Source organism: Bacillus silvicola (genome assembly GCF_050524305.1).
GTDB classification, from domain to species: domain Bacteria; phylum Bacillota; class Bacilli; order Bacillales; family Bacillaceae_G; genus Bacillus_A; species Bacillus_A cereus_AT.
The window spans coordinates 319,559-341,065 of the sequence record NZ_JBNGVC010000013.1 but is presented as its reverse complement, the minus strand read 5'-3'; the positions used below and the strand labels follow the sequence as shown (position 1 = coordinate 341,065).

Below are 21,507 nucleotides of genomic sequence, written 5' to 3'. Positions count from 1 at the left end.
TCTTTATTTTGTAGAAACTTCACCTTCAGTTTCTGTTTGCGGAATAAAGTATCCGACTATACCACCAATTATTGCTGGAACAATCCAACCAATACCTAATTCATAAAAAGGAATTGCGTGTACGATATTAGCGATAAAACGTGGTATCATTCCCACATTATCAAGTGCATGAATACAGCTAATAAGGAATGCCGCAATCATCGCTCCGATATAGACAGAAGGTTTACGTTTCGTATATTTATCAATAAAGGATACGAAAATTAAAATGATTGTAATTGGATATAAAATAATTAATACGGGTAATGTAATTTTGATTAATAAACTTAATCCTAAGTTTGAAATAACGAAGCTAAATAAACAAACATATAAAACAAGTTTTTTGTACGATACATTTGTTAGGACTGTTGTGAAATAGTTTGCGAATGCACTTACAACACCGATTGCTGTTGTTAAACAAGCAGCTATAATCGCGATGCTTAATAAAATGTTACCGCTTGTCCCAAAGAATTGATACATAACAGTAGCTAATAGCTGACCACCGTTTTCGAATTGTCCTAAGTTTCCGTTTGAAGCACCGATATAACCGAGTAAGAAGTAAACGATCGTTAAGAATAGGGCTGCAATGCTTCCGCAAATAATTGTATATTTCGCAATCGATTTTTTCTCTTGTATACCGTTTTGGCGAATTGCATTTACAACAATTGTTGATAATACGAGAGCTCCGATTGCATCTAATGTTAAAAAGCCTTCAAGAAATCCTTTGAAAAATGGAATTTCTTTATAGTCACCGATAGGTTCTGTGAATGATCCTGGTGAAAGAATTGCTTTTGTTGCCATAATTGCAATAATTCCAAGTAAAATTGGCGTTAATATTTTTCCGATATGATCTACTAATTTGGATGGATTTAATGATAAGAAGTAGACGACTGTAAAGAAAATAGCACTAAAGACTAACATAGAATACCATTGGTCCGGGAAGAGTGGTGCGATTCCAATTTCGTAAGATACAGTTCCAGTTCGTGGAATAACAAATAGTGGGCCGATTGAAAGATAAATAATGATAGCGAATACTGCTGCGAATTTTGGATGAACACGGCTTGCTAAAGTATTAAAACTACCACCGGCAAGGGCAACAGCGACGATAGCAAGTAAAGATAAACCGACGTCTGTAATAATAAATCCTGTAATGGAAATCCACATATTTTCTCCGGAAGAAAGACCAAGAAGGGGCGGGAAAATCATATTACCAGCACCGAAGAAAACTGCGAATAGTAATAAACTAATCGAAAGTATTTGCGCTGGTTTTAAAGTTGTACGCATATAAAGAAAATCCTCCTAATGAGTATTTTTGTCGAAAATTCAAATAATTTGTCGAGTAACTGTTATTATTTTAAAGGTCTGATGACTAGAAAGCAATAGGGAATTTTAAAAATATTAAAAAATAATGCATTAAATTGAATAAATATACTATTTATATGTTAATTAGGAAGGATTTAACTTATAACGTAAAAAAACACATATCGCTAGGATACGTGTATTAAAAATAAATCTTTCGATCGCGTTCTTCTTTTAAAATTTCAACGGCTTCGCGGAAACGTTGTGAATGGACAATTTCTCGTTCGCGTAAAAAGCGTAAGCTATCATTTATATCGGGATCGTCTGATAAATCAATTAGCCATTGATAAGTCGCTCGGGCTTTTTCTTCAGCTGCAATATCCTCATATAAATCTGCAATAGGGTCTCCTTTTGCTTGAATGTAAGTAGCAGTAAAGGGAACACCACCAGCATTATGATAAAACAACGCACTATCATGATTAGCATATTGTGCATCTAATCCAGCAGCTTTCATTTGTTCAGGTGTTGCATCTTTTGTTAATTTATAAATCATTGTAGCAATCATTTCTAAATGTGCGAACTCTTCTGTACCAATATCGGTTAGTAAGCCAACGACTTTGTCTGGAATTGTATAACGTTGATTTAAGTAACGAAGGGCAGCAGCTAGTTCGCCGTCCGCACCACCATATTGTTCAACTAATAATTTTGCAAGAGCTGGATTACAAGTACTCACTTTAACTGGATATTGTAATTTTTTTTCATAAATCCACATAGTTTCTCTCCTTTATCCCGCTATTTGCTGCCCGTAAACTCCACTTGATTAAAGTTTCATTTTATATTTGCCATGGCCACGGTCCTTGGCTCCATTGCCATGGAGCGTTAGAATAACTATTTCCGAACTGCTGAAGTGGCCCGTATTTTTCTTCAATTTTTTGTTGTAATACTCTTCGTTTATAGGAGAAATCGTTGAATTGATTTATAGCTGCAGTATCGTCGGGATGCGTATCTAAATAGAGGGTAAGTTCAACTAATACAAAGTCTAGTTCTTGTAGTTCTTCAATCCATTTGTAATATTCATCAGGCAATGTTTGTGTCACGTTTTTATTCACCGTCCTTTTTTGTAAGGATTTTCATAAAAATCATAAAAAGCAGGCCATAGAGTTCCTTTTCTTAAAGCTTCTTTTGGTGGGAATTGAGGTAAGTTAGGTGGTTGAAAGCCCATAAATAGGTGTGGGGGAGTTGAGTAATATTTCTTTTCAATTGGAGGGCAAGGATCGTTTGGGCCATGAAAAGGTATGTAGGATTTCATAAATTTATCCATGTTACACGCCTCCTTTATAAATGAAACATTCATCACTACGTATTGTATTCGTACATAATTACAAATTATGACTCATATAGAAAACTAAAAGGGGCAGGGGGAGTGCGGATGGAAAGTGTTACAACATGTATTGTATTAGAATCTAAAAACTTAAAGGAAACATTATATTTTTATGAAGGAATTCTAGGGTTTAAACCGAGCAAGGAGAGGCCACAAATACGTGTAACAGGTGTGTGGTATGATATTGGTTCCACGAGAATTTGTTTTGTTGTAAACAGGGGACTGGGAGAGTATCGAGAAACTGTTACATCATCAGTGAAGGAACTATTGTTAAAAACTACAAATATCGAGCGGTTAAAGAAAAAGTTAGCGTTTTATCAAATATCATTTATAGAAGAGCGCCGCGGTGAAGAAGTTAGAATAATATTTCATGATCCAGATGGTTATACACTCCAATTTATTTCAATAGAGAACATGGGAGAGAGACTTTTATAATGTAATAATCTGAATGGCGAATGAAAAAAATATTGACAAGCCTCTCCAAATATTTTAATGTGATTGTATAAAATTGTGTATATAAAGGGGAGTAACTTATTACAATAAAGTCGTCATTACAGGGAGAAACCCTCGGCTTTATTGGCAACGTTTCGTTGTTAGTGAGACCTTTACCAGCAATGGTAAAGGCCCCCTTCTGTCTTTTTAGGACCCTTACCATATTTGGTAGGGTCCTTTTTGTATACAAAGAGAGGAGATATAAAAATGAAAAAAATTATAAGTAGATTAAGAGTTGTATTTCATGTTCGCCGATTTGTTCCATTTTTATTTGACTTTTTCACTTCAAAAGAGGTTTCAATAAAGAAGAAAATCTTATCTATTGCTTTTTTAGTTGGTTACGTTGCTATGCCACTCGATTTAATTCCAGACTTCTTACCGTTTATCGGTATTTTAGATGATATTGGAATTGTTTTATTCATTTTGAACCGAATTGTAAAGATGGCGCCAGTACAATTGCAAGAAAAGCATAATGTAAATGTAGGATAGGAGCTAAAAGTATGGAGCAAATGATTTTAGATATAATCGAGTATTTAAAGCAGTTTTCTTATTTTGGAGTTGTGTTGGCTTTAACTTTTGAATTTATTCCAGCAGAGGTAGTTTTGCCTCTTGTTGGGTATTGGGTATACGAGGGTGATATGAATTTTTGGCTTGCTGTATTAGCTGGAACAATTGGAGGAACGACAGGACCATTAACGTTATATGCACTCGGTTATTACGGTGGTCGTCCTCTGTTAATAAAATACGGGAAATACTTCTTTATTAAGGAAGAACAAATTCAAAAAGCAGATGATTTCTTTGAGAAATATGGGCCGGTTGTAGCATTTTTAGGACGCTTCATCCCGGGAGTTCGAACACTTATTTCCGTTCCATGTGGTATGGCGAAAATGAATATATGGAAATTTAGCATATATACATTTGTAGCAATGTTCCCGTTAACGACTTTGTATATTTATTTTGGAATGAAATTAGGTCCGCATTGGGCAAAAGCAGGGGCTATTGTTGGGGAGTACATGTTACCTATATTAGTAGTTGTCCTTGTAATTGTGGCTTGTATCTTAATCTGTAAATATATGAAAAAGAGGGACAAAACGGAATCTATTTAAAGATAAAGGCGCATAATTTTTGGTGAATATAGATGAATAATACAGGCAAAGGACTCTTAAGGACATACACATATAAGGAATAAGTAAGAGAGAGGGGAAATTTCTATGGCTTGTGAATGCTCAGGGGCAGCGTTAACTTGTTGTCCAGATAAAAATTTTGTACAAGATAAAGTGTGTAGTCCATGGTCAGGAACTGTAGTTGCTACTGCAATTACAAATGTGCTGTATAACAACAATATTAATCAAAATATGATTGGAACAGGGTTTGTTAGGTATGACGTCGGGCCAGGTCCAATCACGCTGACAGTTTTGGATGCAACAGGAGCTACACTTGATACACAAACATTAAATCCTGGAACGAGTATAGCTTTTACGTACCGTCGTTTCCAGACAATTGAAGTAACTTTACCTGCTGGAACAGCTGGAACATATCAAGGAGAGTTTTGTATAACAACACGTTATCCACTTTCATAATAGAAAAGGAGAGGACTAAGATGTGCAATGCTAACTTATCATGCTGTTCCAGTAAAACACTTGTTCAAGATCAGGTGTGTATAGATTGGGCTGCTACTGGTGCGGTCACTGAAACGGTATATACGAATAATATTACGCAAGACTTGTACGCATCTGGATATGTAAAATATGATGTAGGTGTAAATCCAGTTACAGTAAACTTTCTAGTAGGAGCGACAGTAGTTAATACAATTACTGTACAACCACAAAGTAGTGGATCGTTTACAGTAAGGTATTTTACTACAATTCAAATTGTAACAACAGGGACGGCAACGAGCCAAGGGCAATTATGCCTTACAGTACGTTATCCGATTTCGTAAGGAAAAGCATACCGTAATGGTATGCTTTTTTGTATAGTTTGTAAGTTAGGGTGGTAAAGAATTTTATAAGCAAAATGAGAATTGGCAACAATATTTTCCCTCTATATATTGAGTTGGGTTATTTGGAATATTAATGATTGTAACGGACTGCAATGATTTCCCTGTGTACGACATCGTGTTGCCAGGATAAACAGTAAAGGTATTTGTAACTTGGCCGACAATTTGAACAGTGACTTCTCCTGTACTACTAGTACTATTATATATAGAAATCGTACCGGATATTTTAAGCACGCCATCATCTTCCCAAAGTGGTAATGTACGGAATGGATTTGGATTCTCTTTGGGAGGTAGTGGAATTTCATTGGTTATGAAAAAATTACCGGCAAATTCATTCATAACTAATTCACAGCCTGGTGGTTCTGGTGGATTAGGCGGATTATAGGGAGGACAGATGATAGATAAAGGGGCATAGCAGCCGATATTTTTTTTACAAGCCATTAATAGTTCCTCCCTTCATAGCTACTATTTATTACTATTAAATGTTGTAAAGCGATAGGTTGTGTTAATAAAGTGGCGAAAAATTTCACGAAACATGTTTAATAGGCTTACAGCTCGTAATAAGTTATGAGAGTCTGTAAGACAAAAGGTGGTTGTATAAGATAATACAAGTAATGTGGGATGTCACACAAAATTGACTGTATATTTACAAAAAATAAATAAATTTCATTCTTAGTTTAAACGAAGTTAATATGCGTTCGATACAATAACCATTGTAATTAATTCATTATATGAGGAGGATTCACGTGGAAAGAACTGCTTTACGAAAAGTAAAAGGCCTTATTGGATTATTGATGGTTTTTGTATTAGCTTTTGTATCATTGCCGTGGAATACACCAGTCAAAGCGGAAGAGAAAAAACAAGAAAAGGCACCAAGTGAGAAGAAAATTGTTTTCCCGGTGGTAAGTGATGTACATATTAAAGATAGTGGAACAGATGATACGTTCCGCTGGAAAAGAGCGATTGAACAATTTAATACGCTTGCACCAAAGCAAGACGCGTTTGTCATTGTAGGTGATTTTACTGATTCGGGTTCAGTAAAGCAATATGATCGTTTCATGCAAGTGTATAACGAAAATGCAAGTAAAGATGCGGTACGAATGAATTCTCTAGGTAATCATGATTATTGGAACGGCTTATCTGTAGAGGGAGCGCAGAAGCGTTTTTTAGAAAAGACAGGAATGGAATCAATTTATTATCATAATGTAGTAAAAGGGTATCACTTTATCGTAATGTCACCGGAAGATGGAACAACGCATGGCTATTATTCGGACAAGCAAATTAATTGGTTAAAAGAAGAAATGGCAAAGGCACAAAAAGATGATCCAGAAAAACCGATTTTCGTATTTTTACATCAACATATCAAAGATACAGTATACGGTAGTCAAGAGTGGGGAACGAAAGATAGTGCGAAAATTAATGAGGTATTAAAACAATACCCACAGGTTATTACGTTTTCAGGGCATTCGCATTATCCGTTAGATGATCCAAGATCGATTCACCAAAAAGACTTTACATCAGTTGGCACATCTTCAGTAAGTTATATGGAGGTTGAAGGTGGTAAAGTACAAGGAAATATCCCGCCAGGAGCTAGTACATTAAGCCAAGGTTTATTAGTAGAAGTAGATGATAAAGAAGTAACAATTAATCGCCGTGATTTCCATACAAATTCTTGGACAGGCGAGCCTTGGAAAATTAAATTACCAGCAAAGAAAGACACATTTACACATGTAGAAGATCGTGATAAAGAAAAGCCTTACTTTGCTAAGGATGCAAAGCTTGCTGTATCAAATGTAACAGAAAATGCGGCAACAGTAACATTCCCGCAAGCGTTGGACAACCTTCTTGTTCATTCTTATCGCTTGCAAGCAAAGGATAAACAAACAGGTGAGATTAAAAATAAGCTATTAGCGTTCTCTGAGTTTTATCGTGATCCAGTGCCGAAAGAGCTTACATTTACGCTTGCTGGATTAGATGGCGGGAAAACATATACACTTGAAGTAGTTGCAATTGATTCGTTTGGCAATGAAAGTGCGCAACCGTTAACTGCAGAAATCACAACGAAAAAAGATAATATTGATCCGAATGTGAAAGTACCAAAGGCAGACGTTTTTGATGTGAATTTTTTAGATGGTACATTTAAAGATAACTCACCGTTTGGAACGAAAGGTGATGTGAAAGGCGATGTATCTATTGAATATGATAAAGCTTTGAAAACAAATGCAATGAAATTAAATGGAAAAGCAAATACATTTGGGTACCTTCCATTCTCAGTAGCACAAAAAGAAAAAGTAGCAAATTCATTTACGTTAGAAACTGTATTTTCAATGAATGAAATTCGCGGACAAGGTATTTTGCAAAATACAGAGAGCGGTGGAATTGGTTTTGAGTCTACAGGAAGTGGATATGTAGAATTATGGGCTCATATTGGCGGAAGTTATAAACGTGTTGGCGTTCAATTAGAAGCGAACAAAACGTATCATTTAACAGGAACGTATAACGGAAGTGAAGTAGCAATTTATGTAGATGGTAAAAAAGTAAATAGCCAGCCAGCTCAAGGGAAAGTGTATCACCCGAACGTACCATTTGCATTTGGTGCTGATCCTGATAGCAATGGAAATGGTGGCATTCCGTTAAATGGACAAATTGCGTTAGCAAAATTATATAGTAAAGCATTAAGTTCTTCAGAAGTATTAGCAGCATATAACGAGTTTTCTAATCGTACAAAATTAGAGCAAGTAAATGCGTTATATGAAGAGAGTGGAAAAGTGAAAGAAGTGTTAGCTGGTACTTATGAATTTGGTGAAAAGCCAGGTCAGTATTCACAAGCAGCTTTTAACGAATTACAAAGAAGCTATGACAATGCAAAGAAAGTGTTTGAGAATATAGCAAGTACAGGAGAACAAATTGTTCAAACGTATAATGAATTAAAAACAGCAAACCAAACATTTGTCCAATCAAAGGTAGCAGAAGAACAGCCAAAAACACCGAAAGAAAAATTACAAGTGAATATTGAATCTGCAAAGGCTTTAGTAAAGAAAGCGCAAGATGGAAATGTAACAGACGGTTCTGTTAAATCATTAAGCCAAAAAATCACAGTTGCAGAATCTGTGTTAAAAGATAAAAATGTAAAAGATGAGTATGTGGAATCAATGAATCGTACATTAGAGCACGCTATTTCACTTGTTGAAAAAAGCATCAACAAATAAGGTATAAGAAAAAGAAGCTTATCATGATGGGCTTCTTTTTTGTTATACTAAAAGTAGTATAGAAAAGGGAGCGAATAATTTGGAAGAGAAAAAGCTAAAAAGAATTCTTGAATATGTATGGATCGCGGTTGTGCTCCTTGTAGGATATTATTTATTAAAAGATAAAAGTATTTGGGTTCTATTTTTAATGACTTTCTTATTAGCGGGTTTAGGCACGTTATTTATTAACTTTTTCTTTGATAGTGTAAACGCGTGGAGAAAGAAAAAGAAGGAGACGAAGTAAGGGGATAAGTATGCAAAGGTTGAAGCCTATGTGGGCAGCGGCATATTTTTCAATTTACAATCGTTAACGAAAAAACATAATAAAACATGAAAATAGCTCGCCGTTTTATCGGCGAGCTATTTTGTTATGCTTCTTTCGTCTCATCATTTGTTTTTTCATTAGCTAGATGACTATGTTTTCTAGAGTAGAAGAAATAGACGCATAAACCGATTATAAGCCAGACTGTAAAGCTGATCCATGTCGTTTTAGACAAATTAATCATTAAATATAAACAACAAAGAATAGCGACAACTGGTAGTACAGGTACGAGTGGTGCGCGGAATCCACGTTTTAAATCAGGATGAGTTTTCCGTAAAATAAGTACAGCAAAGCAAACGAAGGTGAAGGCTGTTAACGTACCGATGTTTACTAAATTAGCTAGTAAATGTAAGTCTAAAAGTCCTGCTAATAGAGCTGCAAATACTCCAGTAATCCATGTGTTTAATAAAGGGATTTTTACTTTTTTATTTACGCGTGATAAAGCTTTTGGGAGTAAGCCGTCTCGGCTCATTGCATAAGAAACACGAACTTGTCCATACATAACGACTAAAAGAACGGTTGTCATTCCTGTCATCGCACCAACTGCAAGTAGCCCCGCAATAGTATCTTCACCAACGAAATGTAGTGCAAATGCAACTGGATCAGAAACGTCTAATTGCGTGTAAGGAACCATGCCTGTTAAAACGAAAGATACGATCATGTATAAAACTGTACAAATAAGAAGGGAACCGATAATGCCAATTGGTAAGTCGCGCTGCGGTTTTTTCGTTTCTTCTGCCGCGGTTGCAATTGCATCAAAACCTAAAAAGGCGAAGAAGACAGTGGCAGCGCCAGTAATAATACCGTCGTACCCGAATGGAATGAACGGTGTCCAATTTTCAGGTTTTACATATTTTGCGCCTGCTACGATAAAGGCGATAATAACTGCTAATTTTATAAGGACCATAATATTATTAATGCGTGCGCTTTCGCGTATACCAAAACTTAAAAGACCAGTAATGAGAAGTAAAATACAAACAGCGGGTAAATCAATGAGACCACCTCTTCCTGTACCAGGGGCCGAGGAAATAATGGTGGGAAGGTGTATATTGAACCCTTGAAGCAATGATTGTAAGTATCCAGACCAGCCAACAGCTACCGCTGCAACAGCGAGTAAATATTCGAGCATTAAACACCAACCAACGATAAAGGCGACAACTTCTCCGACAGTCATGTATGCATAAGTGTAAACACTGCCTGAGACTGGTATAGAAGAAGCGAATTCGGCATAACAAAAGGCTACACAAGCACAAGTAAATGCAGCAATAAGGAATGATAGCATAATACCAGGGCCAGAATGTTTTGCCGCTACGATACCTGTTAATACAAAAATCCCTGTCCCAATTACGGCGCCGATTCCTAAAAACGTTAAATCGAGTGCCGTTAATGTTCGATCTAGCTGCCTTGGTGATTCAGTACTAAGTGCTTTTTTTCGTAATAATGACTTCACTTTGAACTCTCCTCCTTTAGTTTTCATCTCCATAACTGCGAATATAGTACGAGCCTATTGGAAAAGAGTATGTAAGTGAATGAAGATACAGTTATGGTATGTAGTTTTTTTAAAATTTCTGGATTAATCTTATTATAATTCAGAATATTTTGTCAAATAAAAATGTGACAAATAAAATGCGAATGAATAGGGGAAACTACTTGCAGAAATAGACGAGGGTTAACGGAGTGATAAAACCATTCATTAAAGTTTCACTTTATAAAGTAGGAGAAGATGCTATGTTATTTTATTTTGAACTTGTCGTCATTTTACTTTGTACGAAATTAGCTGGTGATATTAGTGTGAGACTCGGCCAGCCTTCTGTACTTGGTAAATTAATTGTTGGTATTATTATCGGTCCTGCTGTACTCGGTATTATTAATAGTTCAGAACTTATCGATGAGCTGAGTGAAATTGGTGTTTTACTACTTATGTTTATGGCAGGGCTTGAAACAGATTTAGAAGAGTTAAATCGGAATTTGAAATCTGCATTCGCAGTAGCGATGGGAGGAATTATTTTTCCATTCCTTGGTGGGTATTTAGCAGGACTTGCGTTTGGAATGTTACAGTCGCATGCTATCTTTTTAGGGTTATTACTTTGTGCCACTTCGGTTAGTATTTCTGTTCAAACACTAAGAGATTTAGGAAAAATGAATACGAGAGAAAGTACGACAATTTTAGGGGCAGCTGTATTTGATGATGTAATTGTTGTTATTTTATTAGCATTTGTGATGAGCTTTTTAGGTACACAAGATGTAAATGTAACGCTTGTCATTGCAAAGAAAATTATCTTTTTTGTAAGTATCGTTTTCATCTCTTGGAAAGTTGTTCCATGGATTATGAAAATGCTCGTACCACTTCGCGTAACAGAAGCATTAATTAGTGCAGCTCTTATTATTTGTTTCTCATTTTCGTATTACAGTGAAATGATGGGCATTGCAGGTATTATTGGAGCATTTGCAGCCGGAATTGCCATTTCTCAAACAGAGTATAAGCATGAAGTGGAACATAAAATTGAACCGATTGCTTATGCGATATTTGTACCGGTGTTCTTCGTAAGTATTGGAATGGAAATTACATTTCAAGGTATCGGAAGCCAGCTTTGGTTCATTATCATCATGACGCTTATTGCGATATTCACAAAGTTAATCGGATCAGGTTTAGGCGCAAGACTGACAGGATTCAATCTTCAATCTTCTATTAGTATTGGTGCGGGAATGGTTTCGCGCGGAGAAGTGGCGCTTATCATCGCAGCGAATGGACTTGCGGCGAATTTATTAGCGAAAGAAAATTTCACAGCGATTGTAATTGTTGTTATATTAACAACAATTATTACGCCGCCGCTTTTGAAGAAGTATTTTGTATAGAGAGGAAGGGCTTATCTGACGTAGGTAAGCTCTTTTTTTATTGCAAAAGGCAATGGTCATGTGGCATGAAAGGTTTGGAATTATGGTAAAATCTATGTATGTGATATGACAAGGAGGGGGAAGTGTGAAGATTACAAAGGGGAAAGTTATAGGTGTAATCATACTTATTGCACTATGTATACCATTTACTGCATGGAAAGAGTCAAAAGTGAAAGATTTTCCAGTTTCTATTTTTTCTTCCTATGTAGAAGACGAAAACTTGAAAGACTATAAGTACACTGCTTTTGTGCCTGACCTTGCAATTTGGATACATGGATGGGAAAAACAGCGATCTGAAGGTGAAATAACGTCATATAAAAAAGGGGATCGAACTGTAATCGTTCACCATCCACCTGGTAATGATGCTTTTTATCTATATGATACAAATGATATTAGAGAATATACGCAACCGTAAGAAGTGGAGGTTAAATAGTGAAAGCTTCAACATTACTATTTAAAATTGAAAGTAATATGGATCAATTTTCACCAGCTGAAAAGAAGGTTGCCATGTACATAATGGAGAATGCAGAGATTGTTCCGAACTTAACGACGAAAGAAGTGTCAACGAATGCAGGCGCAAGTGAGGCAAGTGTTGTTCGCTTTTGTAAGTCGATTGGGATTGGGAGCTTTAAAGCATTTAAAATCGCGCTCGTTCGTGAATTAACGATTGCTGATTATAATATTAATGATTTTTCAGTGATGAATACGGAAGATGGACCGTACGATTTGTTTAATAAAGTTACATATGTGAATAAAGCTGCAATTGAGGCGAGCGTTACTGCGATAGATAAAAAGGAACTTGAGAAAGCTGCAGATCGTATTGTAAATGCAGATAAAATTATATTTTACGGAGTAGGCGGATCAGCTACTCCGGCGATGGATGGGGCTTATAAATTTACAAGGCTCGGATTTACAGCGATGATGCTATCTGATTTTCATATGATGTTACCGCTTGTGACGAATTTAAAAGAAGGCGATATATTTGTTGCGATTTCAACTTCTGGGCGGACGAAAGATGTGCTCGAAATGGCACAATATGCGAAGAGACAAGGTGCAACTGTTATCGGAATTACGAAACTTGATCAATCATCACCTTTATATAAAGAAGCGGACATTCGCCTTTGTATGCCTGATGTAGAACAAGATCATCGTATTGCGAGTATTGCTTCGAGAATGACGCAATTGAATATGATTGATGCTTTATATGTGATTACTTTCAATCGAATTGGCAATAAAGTGCTGGATCAATTTATGGAGACAAGAGAAGAAGCAGTGCGATTACGGAAGTTAAAGTAGGAGAAAAGGTGAGGAGACTCATCTTTTTTTATCCCGCATTAACGGGCAGTAAGACCCCCCTCAAAATTCAGCGGAAGCAAAGAAAGTTAGGTGGGGGATCAACTGCCCGTAAACGCCCGATTGGTTCAGCTAATAATCAGTGGGGGATGAACAAAACCCCCACTGATTAAAGTTTCACTTTATTATCTTTGACACAAATATGTCATGTTGTGAAATTTTATTTCATGAAATAAGAAAGAGTTATTGATTTTTAGTTTCTTAAAGTTATAATAAAAGTGTGAAATATAATTTCAAAGAGGGTGGCAATATGTTAGAAAATTTATCGACAGAACACCGTAATGAGAAAACGACGAATCTAGATGAGATGAGTATAAAAGAAGTGTTACAAAGTATGAATGAAGAAGATCGAACGGTTGCGTTAGCAGTTGAAAAAGAGATAGAACAAATTGAAAAGGTAGTACAGACTGTTATTAAATCTTTTGAAAAAGAGGGCCGATTAATTTATATTGGGGCTGGTACGAGTGGCCGTTTAGGTATTTTAGATGCGGTTGAATGTCCACCGACATTTGGAACGGATGATAAAATGGTGCAAGGATTTATAGCAGGTGGATTGAAAGCGTTTACTAAGGCGGTAGAAGGTGCCGAAGATCGCGAAGAGTTAGCAGAAGAAGATTTGAAAAGTATTGGATTAAACGAGAAAGATACAGTGATTGGTATTGCCGCAAGTGGTAGAACCCCTTACGTAATTGGCGGATTGAAATACGCACATAGTGTGGGAGCTAGTACGGCGAGTATTTCTTGTAATAAAAATGCTGAAATAAGTAAATATGCAAAACTAAATGTGGAAGTAGAAACAGGCGCAGAAATTTTAACAGGCTCAACGCGTTTGAAGGCTGGAACAGCGCAAAAATTAGTACTTAATATGATTTCAACAGCGTCAATGATTGGTGTAGGAAAAGTATATAAAAACTTAATGGTAGATGTTCAATCTACGAATGAAAAGTTAGTAGAACGATCAAAACGAATTATTGTGGCAGCAACAGGAGTTAGTTATGAAGTAGCGGCAGAGTGTTATGAAAAAGCAGAACGTAATGTGAAAGCTGCGATTGTTATGGTGTTATTGCGGTGTGAGTATGGGGAAGCACTGGAGAAATTAAAAGAAGCGAAAGGGTTTGTGAAGAAGGCACTATAAAATAATAGGGAGGGGGATTCTATTATGAAGAAAGAAGAGAGAATGGCCAAAGAGATTTCAGAGCAACTTGGGGGAGTAAAAAATATTCGCGGTATTGCTCATTGTATGACGAGACTGCGATTAACGCTTCATGATGGAAGTAAAGTGAATATGGACCTTTTGAAAAAGGTTGAAGGGGTTATGGGCGTTATTGAAGATGAGACGCTTCAAGTTGTTGTTGGACCAGGGACAGTAAATAAAGTAGCAGCTGAAATGGAAGGGTTAACGGGACTGCGAATTGGTGAGGTGGCAGATCATCACCTTGAAGATCTTGGGCAAGAGATGAAGTCAGAAATTAAGAAGAAAAATAATACACCAGTGAAAAACTTTTTAAGAAAAATAGGAAGTATTTTCATTCCATTAATTCCGGGTCTTGTTGCGTCAGGAATTATAAACGGAGTTGCTAACTTTGCGAAAAATGCCGGTGCTGATCCGAATGCTACATGGCTACAAATGTTACTACTCATTGGCGGCGGTATCTTTACATTTTTAGGGATTTTAGTCGGCTGGAATACAGCGAAAGAATTTGGCGGGACACCAGTTCTTGGGGCAATTGCAGGTATTTTAATTTTCAACCCAGCGATGGCGAATGTGAAATTATTTGGTGAAGCAATGGTACCTGGCCGGGGCGGATTGTTTGCAGTTATTTTTGCAGCATGGCTTATGGTTGTAGTGGAAAGACAAGTTCGAAAAGCAGTGCCAAATGCAGTGGATATTATCGTAACACCACTTATTACTGTATTAGTTGTAAGCATAGTAACGATGTTAGCAATTCAGCCAGTTGCTGGTTTCTTATCTGAAGGAATTACAAGCGGAATTAATGCGATTTTAAATATTGGCGGAGCGTTTGCTGGAGCTGTGCTTGCCGGAACATTTTTACCTCTCGTTATGGTCGGATTGCATCACGGTTTAACACCGATTCATATGGAATTTATTAATCAAACGCACGTAACGCCTTTATTACCAGTATTGGCAATGGCGGGTGCTGGGCAAGTAGGAGCAGCGATTGCGATTTTTGTGAAAACAAAAAACAAACGACTTCGTAATGTAATTAAAGGTGCATTACCAGTTGGTTTTTTAGGAATTGGCGAACCATTATTATACGGGGTTACATTACCACTTGGGAAACCGTTTCTTACTGCTTGTCTAGGAGCCGCTGTTGGTGGTGCATTCCAAGCAGTCATGAAAACAGCAGCACTCGGAATCGGTGTATCAGGATTATCATTAATTCCGTTAATTGCTGATAATAAATATTTATTATATTTCCTTGGATTAGTAGTTGCATATACTTTCGGTTTCATCTTTACGTACTTCTTCGGCTTTAAAGAAGAAATGGCAGAAAATATATAGAAAAAGAGAAAGGGGATTCCTTTCTCTTTTTCTATTAATAGAGAGGGAGATTTATATGATAGGAGTTTCAATTTATCTTTCAAAAGAGAGAGTAGAGAAACAAGAAGAGTGGTTGAAAGTAGCGAAGGAAAACGGATTTTCATCTATTTTCACATCACTTCATATTCCAGAAGATGATCCAAATACGTATAAAGAGTTAATTCAAATACTTGGGAAACAAGCTCTCGAAAATGAAATGGAGTTAATGGTTGATGTCTCTCCGAAATCGTTACATCATTTAGGAATATCGTATGAAAATGTGGAAGAGTTAGTAGAGTGGGGTATTACTGGTTTACGAATGGATTATGGCATCACGCCGAAAGAAATTGCACGCGTATCCCATAAGATGAAAGTAGCTTTAAATGCGAGTACGATTACAGAATCATTTTGGAAAGAGTTACTTACGGAAAATATACGAGTAGATCGTGTAGAAGCGTGGCATAATTTTTATCCGCGTCCAGAAACAGGACTAGCAAAGTCATTTTTACAAAAACAAAATAAGTATTTACATGAGTGCGGAATAAAAACGATGGCATTTATTCCGGGAGATGGTGAAAAACGTGGTCCGTTATATGAAGGGTTACCGACGTTAGAAAAACACCGCTATATGCGGCCGCTTGAAGCGTATTTAGAACTTGTGCAAGAGTGTGACGTCGATAAAGTGCTAATTGGGGATATAAGCGGGAGCATAGAAAGTGTACAAGAAATCGCAATTGCGAGTAATGGGATTATTCCAGTGCGATATCAATCATTTATAAATGATAGCGACACTATACAACTGTTAGAACGAGTGCATACGAACCGGCTTGATCCAGCTCGTGATGTCATTCGCTCTGTAGAATCGCGTGAAGAAAATAAAGTTGTATTACAACCGATGAATACAATGTCAAGAAAGAAAGGCAGCATTACAATTGATAATGAATTGTACGATAGATATGCTGGAGAAATGCAAATTGTTATAAGTGGTTTGCCTGAAGATGGGAAAGTGAATGTTGTTGGAATGGTTGTAGAAGAGGACGTGTCTTTATTGCCGTATATTGATGCTGGAAAAAAGTTTCAATTTTTTCTGTATGATAGAGTAAAAGCTTGAATTAGCGCTATTTTGTAAAAGACATTATTCGTAAAACGGATAATGTTTTTTGTTTTCTTTAAAAAAAGCATTTGACGAATGAAAAGAAATACCGTATTGTTTTGTCTTGTGAATAAATGTTCACCATAACAAAACAAAAAGGAGAGTTCAAAATGAATCAACATATTGGGAATTTAATTATTCGTATCGTGTTAGGAGTTACGTTCTTTGCACACGGTTTAGCAAAGTTTCAATCAGGTATAGATAACGTAGCAGGATGGTTTACAAGCATCGGTTTACCAGGTGGTCTTGCGTATGGCGTAGCAACTGTTGAATTAGTCGGTGGTATATTATTAATTATCGGTTTAGGTGTACGATATGTAGGATTGTTATTCGCTCTTATTTTAGCTGGAGCTATCGTAAAGGTAAATGGAGCAGCAGGATTATTAGGAGATGGAAAGAATCCAGGGTATGAATTAGATCTTGCGTTATTATCAATGGGTGCGTACTTATTCGTTGTAAAAGCAGAAGGATATGTAGATCGTTTCTTAAAAGAGAAAGTAATGAAAACGAAGTAAATTTTATTTATAAATTGTTGACTTAAAGAGTTATTGTAACTATAATAGTTACAATAATTGGATTAAGAATAAAATAATTTGAATATTTTTTTACACAAGATGTAACTAATCCAGTTACATCTTGTGTAAAAAATAAATAAACGAGGGAGGAAGTACTATGCTTAAATCAAATTTAGAAATTATTCAAGGCACGTATGAAGGATCAGCTTCTTCGAATGCAAAACATTTAGCAGAAGCCCTCTCTGAAAAAGTAGAATGGACAGAGGCAAAAGGTTTCCCGTACGGCGGAACGTATATAGGTACAGAGGCTATAATGGAAAATGTATTTAGTCGTTTAGGATCAGAATGGGATGATTATAAAGCGAGTGTAAATACGTATCATGAAGTAAACGGAAAAGATGTAATTATTGCTGAAGGTGTTTATTCAGGAGTTTATAAAGAAACGGGAAAATTGTTTGAAGCAGAATTTGTTCATATATGGCAGCTTGAAAATGGAAAAATCATAAAATTTAAGCAATATGTGGATAGTTATATTGTGCGAGAAGCGATGAAGGTTTAAAATGGAATAAGGAAACAAATGGAATCGGCTGTGCGCAGGCGATTCCATTTGTTTATGTGATTATTAGGGGAATGGGGAATACATAATATGAAAAAATGGATTATAGGGACAATTACAATGATTGTAATTGCGATAGGAGCTGTATTCGGTGTTACGAAACTTCTTAATTATATAGAAAAAGAGGAGAAGAGTCTGAAAGCACAAAATGTAACGGGGCAACAAGGGAAGAAAGAAAAGGAAGAGAAGCAACAAGCTAGTGAAGATGAAATTATTTCTACCATGCATAGGATGGTACATCAAAAAGTGAAATCCTCTGAAAAATGGGGATTTATTGAAATGACAAATAAGGAAATTCGTAGTGCGAAGGAAGCAGTAGAAAGCAGTACAAATTTTAAAAATAAATCAAAGTTACTTGCTACTTTGGAGCGCTGGGAGAAAGGGGATTTTTCACAAACGGTTGAGGAGCATAACTTTTTGTGGGAAATTCAAGGTGGTGATACTGGAAAGGCAACAGAACGTTTATCGCCAGAAGAAGAAAAGAAGTATGTGAAAGAAATGAAAGGTAAATAAAAACATCGCCACTTTGGTGGCGATGTTTTTCATTAAGAATGCTTTCGCACTAAAGCTCCAGTTGGCTGCGAAGCAACGGTTTTAAAATGAGAAAATAAATAACATCCTGTCACGACGATAATTGTCCCGAAAATTTGAATCCATGTTAGTTTTTCTCCAAGGAAAATAAATGCTAAAATAGCTGTAAAAATTGGATTGAAATTTAGAAAAATGCCCGATGCAGTAGCTCCTAATTTCTGTACACCAATGTTCCAAAATACCATACAAAGGACCGTTGAAATCAATCCTGTATATAAAAGTGATGTTATGAAGGAAGAATTAATATTGGAAACAGTGAAGCTACCTATGTTAAATGGAAGCAATAAAATGACGCCAAAAATGCCAGAATATAACGTCGCCATTAGTGGTGTAACTGTTTTTGTCGCCCATTTACTACAAACAGAATAAATGCCCCAAATACAAACTGCTGCAATCATCCATAAATCGCCGCTATTAAAATGTAGTGAAAATAAAAGAGCGAAATTTCCTTTCAAAAGAACAAGGATGACCCCGGAAAATGAAAGAATCATAGAAAGAATTTGAAGTGTATTTACTTTTTCTTTTAGAAATAACACAGAAAATAATGCAATCGAAATAGCGTTCAATGTAGAAATAAGACCTACATTCGTTGCGGATGTTTTTTCTAGTGCTAAAAATTGAAAAATGTTAAAAAGAACGACTCCTGAAATTCCCATAAGTATTAACGGAAGTATTGCAGAGCGTGGTGGAATGATTTTCTTCTCTTTAAACCATACCATTGGTAATAAACAAATGATCGCAATTATCCATCTTAAACTTGTCAGTGTCATTGGAGACGCATGATCGACGAGTGATTTCCCAACGACGAAATTCCCTCCCCATAATAAGCTTGTTAATAATAGTAAAAAGACATAAAAATAAGGCACACTAAAAACCCCTTTGTTGAAATAAGAATGAACTGTAAATAATTTTAGCATTTTTCTTTATTATCTAATATATTCTTTTGTATAATGATAAAAACTCGATAAAATGTTTCGTTAGAAATCTTATTTACAGAAAAACATTCAGTTTTATATAAGTTATGAGATGTTTCTTCGAATAATCGTCGGTAAGAAAAAAGGGGGAATTTTGATGGAGTCATCTGTTATTAAGGTGTTAGATGATTTGGATATACAAATTTTAGATATACTGCAAAAGGAGTCGCAAGTAAGTAATGCGGAACTTGCACGCCGCGTTAATTTATCACCAGCTGCGATGCATGCACGAATAAAAAGATTAGATGGGGAAGGATTTATTGATAAGCAAGTCGCAATTTTAAACCAAGAAAAGCTAGGTTTTGATTTACTTTGCTTTATTTTTATGAGCACGAATATTCATCAGTATGAAAAGCTTGAAGTGTTAGAACGAGAATTAGAATCTATGCCTGAAGTGTTAGAATGTCACTGTTTAACAGGAGAGTATGATTATTTATTAAAAGTTGCGAATCGTGATCGTAAGGAACTGGAGCATTTTATTAGAAAGCTGAATAAGCTTGGTATTACACGGATACAGACGAGTTTAGCACTTCGCGAAATTAAATATTCGACGGTATTACCGATACGAAATGAAGAACCAAGCACGAAATAGAGTGCTTGGTTCTTGTTTGTGTAAAATTCAGAAAAATAATTGACGAGGAGAAAAGAGGATTGTATTATTATATAAAATTACGAATTAATATTCATTTGTTTTTATAAATATTAATGTGCTGGGTAAGGGGATATAATATGAAAATTTGTAATGCAGTTACAAGTGATGTGAAAGAGATTTATAACTTAATTGAAGTGTACGCGAAAGAGGGAGTTGTTTTGCCACGTTCTCTCTTGTCTCTTTATCAATATTTACAATGTTTATATGTCATGAAAGAAGAAGAGAATGTTATTGGAGTTGCTGGTTTACACGTATTAGGAGAGGATCTTGCAGAAGTACGATCGTTAGTAGTTTCGCATACATATGCAGGAAAAGGGATAGGACGTAAGTTAGTGAATCATGTAATGAATGAGGCGGCAAAGATAAAAGTGAACAGGGTAATCTCTTTAACATATGAAACGGAATTTTTTCAAAAGTGCGGGTTTGATTTTGTGAATAGAGAAGCATTACCAGAAAAAGTGTGGATTGATTGTAGACATTGTCCAAAAGTTGATTATTGTGATGAGGTGGCGATGATACGGTATGTTGGGTGAAATTTTTAGAGAGAAAAAAGGCCCACTATTATTTAAGAAATAGTGGGTATCTATATTTTAGTAAGGAAAGAGATGTTGTTAAGAATTTGAATTCGTTTGTCTCACTGCAAAATTAAAAATGGGATTTTTAAGCTCATAGTTATAAGTAGAACCATCGACAAGTCCTACAACTTTATCGCTATCATAAAGGTCGAGCATAAATTGTGCCATTTGTTTTGCAGTGTGGAATTTTGGTACAACATTATCGTATTGGAATTCATCAATATCAAATGAGCGTTTTGCGAACTCTGTTTCAGTTGCAGCAGGAGCTAAAACTTTTGCTTTTAATTTTGCACCTTGTTCTTTCAGTTCGTGAGATAATCCTTCTGTAAATGCACTTACATAGAATTTTGTAGCGCAATACGTAACAGCATCAGCCACAATCGTATATCCACCGCCCGATGAAACGTTAATAAGCTGTGTTCCATCAACCATTGAATAATCTCGAACGAAAAGGGAAGAGAGTATTGTTAGTGCTTCTATATTTACATGCAACATCGTTTCTATTTTATTTAAATTTTGTTCGGCAATTGAGGCGAAATTTCCAAAACCTGCGTTGTTAATCCACGTTTCAATTTGAAAAGTTTGTAGGCTTTCATAAAGTTTATAAACATTTTCAGTGACGGATAAATCAGTTCTTCGAATGACAACATCCAAATCTGGATGCATTTCGTTAATTTTTAATTTTAATCCGTCTAATTCTTCTTGTCTTCGAGCTACAAGTATTACATTTTTTCCGCGAGATGCAAAGGCTAAAGCTGCTTCATAGCCAATTCCGGAACTAGCACCAGTAATAACAGTATATTTCATATAAAATCCCCCTAAGTTCAAATTAATTTAGTATGGTTAGATTGTATTTGTTAGAGTATA

The 21,507-nt window shown here is 35.9% G+C and carries 26 protein-coding genes; 18 read left to right on the top strand and 8 right to left on the bottom strand.

All coding sequences use genetic code 11. The features are described 5' to 3' along the window. Positions 1-3 precede the first annotated feature (3 nt). The 4 genes from brnQ2 to ACP6L7_RS23890 all read right to left on the bottom strand — a co-directional run bounded on the left by brnQ2 (position 4) and on the right by ACP6L7_RS23890 (position 2,656). The gene (gene brnQ2 / locus ACP6L7_RS23905) at positions 4-1,320 is read right to left on the bottom strand and encodes a branched-chain amino acid transport system II carrier protein BrnQ2 (RefSeq protein WP_097831278.1); all 1,317 of its coding nucleotides are present in this window, start codon (positions 1,318-1,320) and stop codon (positions 4-6) included. A gap of 217 nt (positions 1,321-1,537) precedes the next feature. Next, positions 1,538-2,107 (bottom strand): spore coat protein CotJC, encoded by a 570-nt coding sequence (cotJC, locus tag ACP6L7_RS23900; protein ID WP_002170510.1) that lies wholly within the window; start codon positions 2,105-2,107, stop codon positions 1,538-1,540. Positions 2,108-2,168: 61 nt separating this feature from the next. Beyond that, a complete protein-coding gene (locus ACP6L7_RS23895; RefSeq protein WP_000194953.1) occupies positions 2,169-2,432 on the bottom strand; it encodes a spore coat protein CotJB in 264 nt (87 codons plus the stop codon). An 8-nt stretch (positions 2,433-2,440) separates the two neighbouring features. Next, positions 2,441-2,656: a spore coat associated protein CotJA gene (locus ACP6L7_RS23890; RefSeq protein WP_097831277.1), complete on the bottom strand. Its 216-nt coding sequence runs from the start codon at positions 2,654-2,656 to the stop codon at positions 2,441-2,443. A 108-nt stretch (positions 2,657-2,764) separates the two neighbouring features. On the opposite strand from ACP6L7_RS23890, the gene ACP6L7_RS23885 reads away from it, so the two are divergent. From ACP6L7_RS23885 to ACP6L7_RS23865, 5 genes are all read left to right on the top strand, one after another. Continuing rightward, a complete protein-coding gene (locus ACP6L7_RS23885) occupies positions 2,765-3,151 on the top strand; it encodes a VOC family protein (protein ID WP_097831276.1) in 387 nt (128 codons plus the stop codon). A gap of 264 nt (positions 3,152-3,415) precedes the next feature. Next, on the top strand, positions 3,416-3,697 hold the full coding sequence (locus ACP6L7_RS23880) for a YkvA family protein (RefSeq protein ID WP_277485447.1): 282 nt from the start codon (positions 3,416-3,418) through the stop codon (positions 3,695-3,697). An 11-nt stretch (positions 3,698-3,708) separates the two neighbouring features. After that, positions 3,709-4,314, top strand: coding sequence for a DedA family protein (locus ACP6L7_RS23875; protein ID WP_097831275.1), 606 nt, complete (start codon positions 3,709-3,711; stop codon positions 4,312-4,314). 105 nt (positions 4,315-4,419) lie between these two features. Continuing rightward, the gene (locus ACP6L7_RS23870; RefSeq protein ID WP_016093264.1) at positions 4,420-4,788 is read left to right on the top strand and encodes a DUF3992 domain-containing protein; all 369 of its coding nucleotides are present in this window, start codon (positions 4,420-4,422) and stop codon (positions 4,786-4,788) included. A 20-nt stretch (positions 4,789-4,808) separates the two neighbouring features. Beyond that, complete coding sequence (locus tag ACP6L7_RS23865; protein WP_097831274.1) at positions 4,809-5,147, top strand: DUF3992 domain-containing protein; 339 nt, start codon at positions 4,809-4,811, stop codon at positions 5,145-5,147. 63 nt (positions 5,148-5,210) lie between these two features. Here the strand turns inward: ACP6L7_RS23865 and ACP6L7_RS23860 are convergent, their stop codons facing one another. Continuing rightward, positions 5,211-5,645: an S-Ena type endospore appendage gene (locus tag ACP6L7_RS23860; protein ID WP_097831273.1), complete on the bottom strand. Its 435-nt coding sequence runs from the start codon at positions 5,643-5,645 to the stop codon at positions 5,211-5,213. A gap of 305 nt (positions 5,646-5,950) precedes the next feature. Here ACP6L7_RS23860 and ACP6L7_RS23855 point away from each other — a divergent pair, with 305 nt between their 5' ends. Together ACP6L7_RS23855 and ACP6L7_RS23850 are read left to right on the top strand one after the other, a co-directional pair. Further along, the gene (locus tag ACP6L7_RS23855) at positions 5,951-8,413 is read left to right on the top strand and encodes a LamG-like jellyroll fold domain-containing protein (protein WP_141533573.1); all 2,463 of its coding nucleotides are present in this window, start codon (positions 5,951-5,953) and stop codon (positions 8,411-8,413) included. Positions 8,414-8,492: 79 nt separating this feature from the next. Continuing rightward, positions 8,493-8,696 (top strand): hypothetical protein, encoded by a 204-nt coding sequence (locus ACP6L7_RS23850; RefSeq protein WP_000391508.1) that lies wholly within the window; start codon positions 8,493-8,495, stop codon positions 8,694-8,696. 124 nt (positions 8,697-8,820) lie between these two features. Here the strand turns inward: ACP6L7_RS23850 and bcaP are convergent, their stop codons facing one another. Further along, positions 8,821-10,224: a branched-chain amino acid transporter BcaP gene (bcaP, locus tag ACP6L7_RS23845; RefSeq protein ID WP_097831271.1), complete on the bottom strand. Its 1,404-nt coding sequence runs from the start codon at positions 10,222-10,224 to the stop codon at positions 8,821-8,823. Positions 10,225-10,502: 278 nt separating this feature from the next. Here bcaP and ACP6L7_RS23840 point away from each other — a divergent pair, with 278 nt between their 5' ends. From ACP6L7_RS23840 to ACP6L7_RS23800, 9 genes are all read left to right on the top strand, one after another. Then, positions 10,503-11,630 carry a cation:proton antiporter gene (locus ACP6L7_RS23840; protein WP_000899803.1) on the top strand — a complete coding sequence of 376 codons (1,128 nt, stop codon included), beginning with the start codon at positions 10,503-10,505 and terminating at the stop codon, positions 11,628-11,630. Between the two features lie 124 nt (positions 11,631-11,754). Further along, positions 11,755-12,084 carry an outer surface protein gene (locus tag ACP6L7_RS23835; protein WP_097831270.1) on the top strand — a complete coding sequence of 110 codons (330 nt, stop codon included), beginning with the start codon at positions 11,755-11,757 and terminating at the stop codon, positions 12,082-12,084. A gap of 17 nt (positions 12,085-12,101) precedes the next feature. Further along, a complete protein-coding gene (locus ACP6L7_RS23830) occupies positions 12,102-12,965 on the top strand; it encodes a MurR/RpiR family transcriptional regulator (RefSeq protein ID WP_097831269.1) in 864 nt (287 codons plus the stop codon). Between the two features lie 307 nt (positions 12,966-13,272). After that, positions 13,273-14,157 (top strand): N-acetylmuramic acid 6-phosphate etherase, encoded by an 885-nt coding sequence (murQ, locus tag ACP6L7_RS23825; protein ID WP_097831268.1) that lies wholly within the window; start codon positions 13,273-13,275, stop codon positions 14,155-14,157. Positions 14,158-14,181: 24 nt separating this feature from the next. Continuing rightward, entirely contained in the window at positions 14,182-15,546 is a 1,365-nt protein-coding gene (locus tag ACP6L7_RS23820) for a PTS transporter subunit EIIC (protein ID WP_097831267.1), read from the top strand. Between the two features lie 55 nt (positions 15,547-15,601). Beyond that, complete coding sequence (locus ACP6L7_RS23815) at positions 15,602-16,675, top strand: DUF871 domain-containing protein (protein ID WP_097831266.1); 1,074 nt, start codon at positions 15,602-15,604, stop codon at positions 16,673-16,675. A 152-nt stretch (positions 16,676-16,827) separates the two neighbouring features. Beyond that, positions 16,828-17,232: a DoxX family protein gene (locus ACP6L7_RS23810; RefSeq protein WP_001071547.1), complete on the top strand. Its 405-nt coding sequence runs from the start codon at positions 16,828-16,830 to the stop codon at positions 17,230-17,232. Positions 17,233-17,389: 157 nt separating this feature from the next. Continuing rightward, positions 17,390-17,791, top strand: coding sequence for a nuclear transport factor 2 family protein (locus tag ACP6L7_RS23805; protein WP_097831265.1), 402 nt, complete (start codon positions 17,390-17,392; stop codon positions 17,789-17,791). A gap of 87 nt (positions 17,792-17,878) precedes the next feature. After that, positions 17,879-18,361, top strand: coding sequence for a PRK06770 family protein (locus tag ACP6L7_RS23800; protein WP_097831264.1), 483 nt, complete (start codon positions 17,879-17,881; stop codon positions 18,359-18,361). A 32-nt stretch (positions 18,362-18,393) separates the two neighbouring features. Here ACP6L7_RS23800 and ACP6L7_RS23795 read toward each other — a convergent pair whose 3' ends face one another. Beyond that, positions 18,394-19,305: a DMT family transporter gene (locus tag ACP6L7_RS23795; RefSeq protein ID WP_097831263.1), complete on the bottom strand. Its 912-nt coding sequence runs from the start codon at positions 19,303-19,305 to the stop codon at positions 18,394-18,396. Between the two features lie 205 nt (positions 19,306-19,510). Between ACP6L7_RS23795 and ACP6L7_RS23790 the strand changes: the two genes are divergently transcribed. Together ACP6L7_RS23790 and ACP6L7_RS23785 are read left to right on the top strand one after the other, a co-directional pair. Next, a complete protein-coding gene (locus tag ACP6L7_RS23790; RefSeq protein ID WP_002170527.1) occupies positions 19,511-20,005 on the top strand; it encodes an Lrp/AsnC family transcriptional regulator in 495 nt (164 codons plus the stop codon). Positions 20,006-20,142: 137 nt separating this feature from the next. Then, a complete protein-coding gene (locus tag ACP6L7_RS23785) occupies positions 20,143-20,598 on the top strand; it encodes an N-acetyltransferase (protein ID WP_097831262.1) in 456 nt (151 codons plus the stop codon). Positions 20,599-20,676: 78 nt separating this feature from the next. Here ACP6L7_RS23785 and ACP6L7_RS23780 read toward each other — a convergent pair whose 3' ends face one another. Then, complete coding sequence (locus ACP6L7_RS23780; RefSeq protein WP_097831261.1) at positions 20,677-21,447, bottom strand: SDR family NAD(P)-dependent oxidoreductase; 771 nt, start codon at positions 21,445-21,447, stop codon at positions 20,677-20,679. Positions 21,448-21,507 lie beyond the last annotated feature (60 nt).

Excerpts from the sequence above, each read along its gene's own strand:
- cotJC (WP_002170510.1), bottom strand. The coding sequence starts at position 2,107 with ATGTGGATTTATGAAAAAAAATTACAATATCCAGTTAAAGTGAGTACT.
- ACP6L7_RS23865 (WP_097831274.1), top strand. The coding sequence starts at position 4,809 with ATGTGCAATGCTAACTTATCATGCTGTTCCAGTAAAACACTTGTTCAA.
- ACP6L7_RS23810 (WP_001071547.1), top strand. The coding sequence starts at position 16,828 with ATGAATCAACATATTGGGAATTTAATTATTCGTATCGTGTTAGGAGTT.
- ACP6L7_RS23785 (WP_097831262.1), top strand. The coding sequence starts at position 20,143 with ATGAAAATTTGTAATGCAGTTACAAGTGATGTGAAAGAGATTTATAAC.
- ACP6L7_RS23820 (WP_097831267.1), top strand. The coding sequence starts at position 14,182 with ATGAAGAAAGAAGAGAGAATGGCCAAAGAGATTTCAGAGCAACTTGGG.
- ACP6L7_RS23875 (WP_097831275.1), top strand. The coding sequence starts at position 3,709 with ATGGAGCAAATGATTTTAGATATAATCGAGTATTTAAAGCAGTTTTCT.
- ACP6L7_RS23840 (WP_000899803.1), top strand. The coding sequence starts at position 10,503 with ATGTTATTTTATTTTGAACTTGTCGTCATTTTACTTTGTACGAAATTA.
- murQ (WP_097831268.1), top strand. The coding sequence starts at position 13,273 with ATGTTAGAAAATTTATCGACAGAACACCGTAATGAGAAAACGACGAAT.
- brnQ2 (WP_097831278.1), bottom strand. The coding sequence starts at position 1,320 with ATGCGTACAACTTTAAAACCAGCGCAAATACTTTCGATTAGTTTATTA.
- ACP6L7_RS23870 (WP_016093264.1), top strand. The coding sequence starts at position 4,420 with ATGGCTTGTGAATGCTCAGGGGCAGCGTTAACTTGTTGTCCAGATAAA.
- ACP6L7_RS23860 (WP_097831273.1), bottom strand. The coding sequence starts at position 5,645 with ATGGCTTGTAAAAAAAATATCGGCTGCTATGCCCCTTTATCTATCATC.
- ACP6L7_RS23815 (WP_097831266.1), top strand. The coding sequence starts at position 15,602 with ATGATAGGAGTTTCAATTTATCTTTCAAAAGAGAGAGTAGAGAAACAA.
- ACP6L7_RS23805 (WP_097831265.1), top strand. The coding sequence starts at position 17,390 with ATGCTTAAATCAAATTTAGAAATTATTCAAGGCACGTATGAAGGATCA.
- ACP6L7_RS23800 (WP_097831264.1), top strand. The coding sequence starts at position 17,879 with ATGAAAAAATGGATTATAGGGACAATTACAATGATTGTAATTGCGATA.
- ACP6L7_RS23880 (WP_277485447.1), top strand. The coding sequence starts at position 3,416 with ATGAAAAAAATTATAAGTAGATTAAGAGTTGTATTTCATGTTCGCCGA.
- ACP6L7_RS23790 (WP_002170527.1), top strand. The coding sequence starts at position 19,511 with ATGGAGTCATCTGTTATTAAGGTGTTAGATGATTTGGATATACAAATT.
- ACP6L7_RS23885 (WP_097831276.1), top strand. The coding sequence starts at position 2,765 with ATGGAAAGTGTTACAACATGTATTGTATTAGAATCTAAAAACTTAAAG.
- ACP6L7_RS23780 (WP_097831261.1), bottom strand. The coding sequence starts at position 21,447 with ATGAAATATACTGTTATTACTGGTGCTAGTTCCGGAATTGGCTATGAA.
- ACP6L7_RS23890 (WP_097831277.1), bottom strand. The coding sequence starts at position 2,656 with ATGGATAAATTTATGAAATCCTACATACCTTTTCATGGCCCAAACGAT.